This window comes from Stenotrophomonas sp. YJH_SMC_25 (assembly GCF_059369595.1).
The window spans coordinates 383,294-390,490 of the sequence record NZ_JCAFSV010000002.1; the positions used below are offsets into that span (position 1 = coordinate 383,294).

Sequence of the window (7,197 nt, forward strand, 5' to 3'; positions counted from 1 at the left end):
ATGTGAACGCGTTGACGTCGAACGATGACATCGCACTCACCCTGTTGCGCAGATGCTGCCCGGATGGACAGCGTAGCCACCGCCGTCGCTGCCCCGCAGCGCGATCTCGCCCGCCAGTACGCATGTGTGCGGAACCGCAGCATGCACCTGGCAGCCCCCCTCAGCGCCGAAGATGCCATGCTGCAGAGCATGGCCGATGCCAGCCCGAGCAAATGGCACCTGGCCCACACCACCTGGTTCTTCGAACGCTTCGTGCTGGCCGGCTTCCCACCCGCACCGGCGCATGACCCTGCCTGGGACTACCTGTTCAACAGCTACTACAAGAGCCTCGGCCCGGCGCATGCCCGGCCGCAGCGTGGGCTGCTGTCGCGGCCATCGCTGCAGCAGGTGCGCGACTACCGCCAGCAGGTCGATGCACAGGTGCAATCGCGGCTGGCGGCAGGCGACCTTGATGAGCAGGCACTGCAGCACCTGCAGTTGGGCCTGCAGCACGAACAGCAGCACCAGGAACTGCTGCTCACCGACATCAAGCACGCGTTCTGGTGCAATCCGTTGCAGCCGGCCTACCGCGAGGACCTGCAGCCTGCAACCAGCGCTGCCAGTGCGCAGGGCTGGATCGAGTCGCCCGAGCGCATCGTCACCATCGGCGCCGCAGCCTGGCCGCAGCACACCGCCTTCGCCTACGACAACGAATCGCCGGCGCATCGCGTGCTGCTCCCCGCGCACGCACTGGCCGAGCGCCCCGTCAGCAATGCCGAGTACCGCGCCTTCATCGACGCCGGTGGCTACCGCGAACCGCGCTGGTGGCTCAGCGAAGGCTGGGCGCTGCGCGAAGCCGAGGGCTGGCAGCACCCGCTGTACTGGGATGACGCCCTGCAGCGCGAGTACACCCTGGGCGGTTGGCGCGAACTGGATCCGCATGCGCCGGTCTGCCACCTCAGCTACTACGAGGCCGATGCCTGCGCCCGCTGGGCCGGTGCGCGCCTGCCCAGCGAGTTCGAGTGGGAGGCTGCCGCCGCAACGCTGCCGCCTCGCGGTCATTTTGCCGATGACGATCGGCTGCACCCGCAGGCTGCAGGGGGCAGTGGACTGCGTCAGCTGTTCGGCGATGTATGGGAATGGACCCACAGCGCGTATGGCGCCTACCCGGGCTTCCGCCCTTTCGCCGGCAACCTCGGTGAATACAACGGCAAGTTCATGTGCGGGCAATGGGTGCTGCGCGGTGGCAGCTGCGCCACGCCGCGTGGCCACGTGCGTGCCAGCTACCGCAACTTCTTCATGCCCCCGGCGCGTTGGCAGTTCTCCGGGCTGCGCCTGGCCAGGGACCTCGCATGAGTACGGTGCACGACGCACTGCAGGCGCTGACCGATCTCACCCCCAGCCGCCAGCAGATCCTCACCGACGTGGTGGCCGGGTTGTCGCGCACGCCGCGCCAGCTGCCGTCCAAGTACTTCTACGATGCGCGCGGCTCGCGCCTGTTCGAGCAGATCACGCAGACCGCCGAGTACTACCCCACGCGCACCGAGCTGGCCCTGCTTTCACGGGTACTGCCGGACATCGCCCGAAGCGTCGGGCCGCACCTGCACGTGGTGGAACTGGGCAGCGGCAGTGGCCGCAAGACCGCGTTGCTGCTGGCCGCCCTGCACGACCCGGTGGCCTACACGCCCATTGAAATCTCGCGTGCCGCGCTGCTGTCCAGCATCGACCACCTGGCCCCGGCGCTGCCCGAGGTGGAGATGCTGCCGGTCTGTGCCGACTTTACCCGTCCCGTCGCCGTACCCATGCCCGAACGCGAACCCGCGCGACGGCTGCTGTTCTTCCCCGGTTCCACGCTGGGCAACTTTGAAGGCGAAGACGCGGTCGCGCTGCTGCGCGCGATGCGCCAGACGATGGGCCGCGACGGCCTGGCTCTGGTCGGCATCGACCTGCACAAGAATCCGGCGCTTATCGAAGCAGCCTACAACGATGCGCAGGGCGTCACCGCCGCATTCACCCTCAACCTGCTGGCCCGGCTCAATCGCGAGATCGGCAGCGACTTCGATCTCGACGGATTCCGTCACCGCGCCCGTTACAGCACCGCGCGGCTGCGCATTGAAACCGACCTGGTCAGCCAGTGGGCGCAGGACGTCCATCTGGATGGCCGGACCTTCCATTTCGAGGCCGACGAACCGATCCGCGTCGAATACAGCCACAAGTACACCGACGAGAGCTTCGAAGCGCTGCTGCAGCCGGCTGGCCTGCAGGTCATGCAGCGCTGGGATGCTGAAGGCCCGGCCTATGGCCTGCGCCTGTTGCGTGCCATCTAGGGCGGACGGCCAGCCGGTACCGCTTCAGGTTCAGCAGCACCGCTACCCCTAAGATGGCCGTGCAACGGCAACACGGAGGACGCCATGCCCATTCTGACCACGCTCGGCCTGGCGGCCGCTCTTGCCTCGGCGCCGACAGCGCCCGCCGCGCCTGCCGGCGACATCGATCCGGCGTTCAGCCGCTGCCTGTCGGGCCTGCAGGCCACCGCTGTGACACAAGGCATCAGTCCCGACCGTTTCAACGCGATCACCGCCGGCCTCACCCCGGACCCGAGCGTGCTCGGCCTGCTCGATGCACAGCCCGAATTCACCACGCCGATCTGGGATTACCTGGCCGCGCTGGTCGACCGCCAGCGCGTGGCTGATGGCCGCGCCCTGCTGCAGCAACATCGCGATCTGCTTGATCGCGTCTCCGCGCAGTATGGCGTCGATCCGGCCACCATCGTCGCGGTCTGGGGGGTGGAGAGCGACTATGGCCGCGTATTCGGCAAACGCCCGCTGCTGCAGTCGCTGGCCACGCTTTCCTGTGCCGGCCGCCGCCAGGCTTTCTTCCGTGGCGAACTGCTGGCGCTGCTCAAGCTCATCGATCGCGGTGACCTGCAGGCCCAGGGGCTCACCGGCTCCTGGGCCGGCGCCTTCGGGCACACCCAGTTCATGCCCAGCACCTACGCCCGTATCGCGGTCGATGGTGATGGCGATGGCCGCCGCGATCTGGTCGGCAGCATTCCTGACGCGCTGGCCTCCACCGCCAACTATCTGAAGCGTGCCGGTTGGCGCAGTGGCGAACCGTGGGGCATGGAAGTCCGTGTTCCCGCCGGCTTCAACGCCAGCCAGGCCGGCCGCACCCAGCGTCGCGCCCTGGCCGACTGGCGTGCGCAGGGCGTGACTGCGCTGGATGGCAGCGTGTTGGCTCCGGCCAACCTGCCGGCGGATGCGCGCGCCGCGCTGCTGCTGCCGGCCGGCAACAAGGGCCCGGCATTGCTGGTGTTCCGCAACTACGACGCGATCTACAGCTACAACGCCGCCGAAAGCTATGCGCTGGCGATCGCGACGCTGGCTGACCAATTGCGTGGCGGCAACGGGTTGGCCACCGCCTGGCCGACCGATGACCCGGGCCTGGGCCGCGATGAGCGCCGCCAGCTGCAGACCCTGCTGCTGGCCCGCGGCCACGATATCGGTGCCGCCGACGGCATGATCGGTACCGCCACGCGCCGCGCGATCCAGGCCGAGCAGCAGCGCCTGGGCTGGAGCGAGGTGGACGGCCGCGCAGGCCAGCGCATCCTGCGCACGCTGCAGGAAGAGGCGACCGCCATCGCACCCGCTGGGCAGAAAGCCTTGCCGGCGGCACGTTGACCGCGACATCATCGCCGCGGTCTTCAAGGAGCGTCATCGCATGCAGTCGAATCCGGACATCAGCACCGGCCTGTATCACGGCCTGGAGGCCTGGCAGGTGCGAACCGCCAACGCCACGGCGGTCGTCAGCGTGTTCGGCGGCCAGCTGCTGTCGTTCATTCCCGATGGGCAGCCCGATCTGCTGTGGCTTTCGCCCACGCGCGCCGAGCTGCCCACGCCCATCCGCGGTGGCGTCCCGGTGTGCTGGCCGTGGTTCGGTCGCCAGGGCCAGAGTGCCGATGTACCGGCGCATGGCCTGGTACGTACCGCGCGCTGGGAGCTTCTGCAGGCCAGCCAGCGTGATGATGGCGAGGTCGAGCTGCAGTTGGCGCCTGCGCCCGGCGCCAATCGCGGCCTGCGCCTGCAGATGCAGCTGCGCATCGGCCGCCAACTGCGCCAGCAGCTGGTCACCGAGAACACCGGAACCTCGCCGGTGACCTTCACCCAGGCCCTGCACAGCTATTTCCGGGTGGGCGATGCCAAGCGGGTCGAGGTCGAGGGCCTTGACGGCCTGCAGTACCTGGACAAGTACGAGGACTATGCGCAGCTGCGCCTGCAACAGGGACCGTGGTCATTGCGCGATCCACGTGATCCCGGTCGCAGCGATCGCATCTACACCGGTGCCGGCGGCCATTACGTGCTGCATGATCCCGTACTGCAGCGGCGGATCGAGATCCGCAGCGAAGGCAGCCAGACGCTGGTGGTCTGGAATCCGGGCGCCGAGGCGGCAGCCAGGATGGCCGATGTCGGCGAGGGCTGGCGCGATTACGTATGCCTGGAAGTGGCCAACGCAGGCCCGGAGCAGATTACGCTTGCGCCGGGTGCGCGCCATCAGCTGGTGCAGACCCTGGGCAGTACCGCGCTGTAGGCGCGGACAACGATTTCAGTTTGTCGATGCAGGTAGCAAGGACGGAAAACATGCAGGAAGCACAATGGTGGTACGCCAATGGCAGGCAGAGCAGTGGGCCGGTGGATCTGGCCGGTCTTCGCCAGCTGCAGCAGGAAGGGACGGTTACGGCGCGCACCCTGCTCTGGTGCGAAGGCATGCCCTCATGGCGGCCGTTGGCGGAACTGGAGCAGGCTTCCACCCCCGTCGAGGTGGCTCCGGCCCTGGATATCGACGCAGCCCCTGCGGTTGAGGGCATCGCGCCGGATGTCGGCGATCCGTCCGATCCCTATCGTGCGCCGGCCGCCGCACCGGACAGGGCTGCGGCTGCCGGGCTGGAGGGCGAGATGGCCTTGTACGCCAGCGTGGTCGGCGGCAACTTCCCGATCTATCGCCAGCGCTGGCGGCTGGATCAGGGCGTTGCCACGGGCAGTGGCACCTGGCATTGGCCGGCCTTCCTGCTCGGGCTGATCTGGATGATGTACCGCAGGATGTACCGCCTGGCGGCGATGTGGGCTGGCCTGCTGCTGCTGATCAGCGTGGTGGAGACCTGGCTGGATGTGCCGGATGGCCTGTCGCTGGTCATCACCTTCGCGCTGAGCATCACCACCGGCATCTTTGGCAACAGCTGGTACCTGGCACACTGCCAGCGCCTGATCGCCCAGGCCCGTGCCGTCACCGGCGACGATGATGCACGGCTGCGCAGCGAGCTGACCGCGCGTGGCGGCACCAGCGTGGTCGCCACACTGATCGCCATCGTCATCGCGGTGGCGCTGAGCATCGTCGGCGCAGCATTGGCCGGGTAGGGTGGGTCAGCGGTCCTGACGGGGCCGCAGCACCAGCAGGCACAGCGCACCGGCCACCAGGCCCCAGAACGCCGAGCCGATGCCGGCCAGTGAGACGCCCGAGGCGGTGACCAGGAAGGTGACCAGTGCCGCCTCGCGGTCCCGCTCTACCGCCAGCGCACTGGCCAGGCTGTTGGCGATGGTGCCGAACAGCGCGATACCGGCCACGCAGGCCACCAGCTCCTTGGGGAAGGCAGCGAACAGTGCGGCTACGGTGGCACCGAACAGCCCGATGACGATGTAGAAGGCACCTGCCGCCATGGCGGCGGTATAGCGTCGTGCCGGGTCCTCATGGGCATCACGGCCCATGCAGATCGCGGCGGTGATTGCCGCCAGGTTCAGCGCGTACGCACCGAACGGCGCCAGTAGTGTATTGACCACACCGATCCAGCCGATCAGCGGCGACACCGGGGCGTCGTAGCCGGATGCCCGCATCACCGCCACGCCCGGAATGTTCTGCGAGGCCATGGTGACCACGAACAGGGGCAGGGCGATGCCGGCCACCGCGGTCCAGGACAGGGATGGGGTCACCCATTGCGGTACCGCCAGTTGCAGCTGCACCTGCTGTGCGTGCAGCAGGCCACGGCTGGCCGCAATCGCGATGCCGACCAGCAGGGTGGCGATGACCGCATAGCGCGGGAACAGGCGGCGTCCGGCCAGCCACGTGGCGAACATGGCCAGCGCCAGTACCAGCTGGGTGTTCATGGCCACGAACACGTCCAGACCGAAGCGCAGCAGCACCCCGGCCAGCATGCCGGCGGCCAGCGCCATCGGTACCCGTTGCATCAACCGGGCGAAGATGCCGGAGAAGCCAGCCAGCATGCCCAGAACCGCAGCGAGCAGGAATGCGCCGGTGGCCTCGGAAAGAGATGCGCCGCCGGCACCGACCACCAGCATCGCCGCGCCCGGTGTCGACCATGCGGTCACCACCGGTACCCGATAGCGTAGTGACAGCCCGATGCAGGTGACACCCATGCCCAGTCCCAGTGCCCACATCCATGAGGCGATCTGCGCCTGATTGGCACCGACAGCTTGTGCAGCCTGGAACACGATGACGGCCGAACTGGCGAAGCCGACCAGCACAGTAATGAAGCCGGCAACGAGGGCCGGTACTGAAAGGTCGCGCCACCACGCTTGCCGCACCTGCATGTTCATTGCCGTCTCTCCACTGTGCATCCGTGCATTGATAGCCCTTGTGGCGTTGACCGCGCAACGCGCGGTCAACGCCACAGTGATCTTCGAGCGTATGCCATGCGTGACGTTGCCTTGGTTCTGTCATCACCCTGCAAAAAAATGCTTGACGAAATCTGCAGGATCTCTAGAATTCGCTCCCTTGCTGCAGCGCACCGCTTCTTCGGAAACGGCACGCAAACAGCAACGCCACCACCGACGAACGAGATGATCGAACGAAGGTGTTGACGGACTCGAAAAGTCCGGCATAATAGGCGGCTCGCAACGACGAAAGGCCTTCGGGTCCAACGCCGAAGCAGCATCGGCAACAACGTCCACCCCGGTGAGACGGCCTTGAAAAAAGGTGTTGACGAAGCGGAAAAGCCGGCTATAATGGGCGGCTCGCTACGAAGGAAACTTCGCAGCACACGGGAACGGCGCTGAGGCCACTTCCCCGGATCTTTGAAAGTATGCGCAGGTATCTTGTGAAGGCGCCTGCAGGAAGGATGATTGTCCATCTTGCAGACGTTTGATCAAGCAACTATTAATTGTTTTAAAGCAAGCGATACGTTGCCAGAATCAATCATCTGCAGCTTTA

General features: G+C 66.9%; 6 protein-coding genes. 5 read left to right on the plus strand and 1 reads right to left on the minus strand.

The annotated features are described in order from the left end of the window. The first annotated feature begins 63 nt into the window (after nucleotides 1–63). The 5 genes from egtB (at nucleotide 64) to AC5P7E_RS04720 (ending at nucleotide 5,390) form a co-directional block, all read left to right on the plus strand. On the plus strand, nucleotides 64–1,335 hold the full coding sequence (gene egtB, locus AC5P7E_RS04700; protein ID WP_049395802.1) for an ergothioneine biosynthesis protein EgtB: 1,272 nt from the start codon (nucleotides 64–66) through the stop codon (nucleotides 1,333–1,335). Next, nucleotides 1,332–2,306 carry an L-histidine N(alpha)-methyltransferase gene (egtD, locus tag AC5P7E_RS04705; protein ID WP_062606420.1) on the plus strand — a complete coding sequence of 325 codons (975 nt, stop codon included), beginning with the start codon at nucleotides 1,332–1,334 and terminating at the stop codon, nucleotides 2,304–2,306. Before egtB ends, egtD begins: the two co-directional genes overlap by 4 nt. 84 nt (nucleotides 2,307–2,390) lie before the next feature. Continuing rightward, nucleotides 2,391–3,659, plus strand: a complete 1,269-nt coding sequence (locus AC5P7E_RS04710) for a lytic murein transglycosylase (protein WP_062606418.1) — start codon at nucleotides 2,391–2,393, stop codon at nucleotides 3,657–3,659. A gap of 40 nt (nucleotides 3,660–3,699) precedes the next feature. Beyond that, the gene (locus AC5P7E_RS04715) at nucleotides 3,700–4,566 is read left to right on the plus strand and encodes a D-hexose-6-phosphate mutarotase (RefSeq protein WP_062606416.1); all 867 of its coding nucleotides are present in this window, start codon (nucleotides 3,700–3,702) and stop codon (nucleotides 4,564–4,566) included. A 50-nt stretch (nucleotides 4,567–4,616) separates the two neighbouring features. Next, on the plus strand, nucleotides 4,617–5,390 hold the full coding sequence (locus tag AC5P7E_RS04720) for a DUF2628 domain-containing protein (protein ID WP_005411683.1): 774 nt from the start codon (nucleotides 4,617–4,619) through the stop codon (nucleotides 5,388–5,390). A gap of 6 nt (nucleotides 5,391–5,396) precedes the next feature. Here the strand turns inward: AC5P7E_RS04720 and AC5P7E_RS04725 are convergent, their stop codons facing one another. Next, nucleotides 5,397–6,584: a benzoate/H(+) symporter BenE family transporter gene (locus AC5P7E_RS04725; protein ID WP_005411682.1), complete on the minus strand. Its 1,188-nt coding sequence runs from the start codon at nucleotides 6,582–6,584 to the stop codon at nucleotides 5,397–5,399. Between the last annotated feature and the right edge of the window lie 613 nt (nucleotides 6,585–7,197).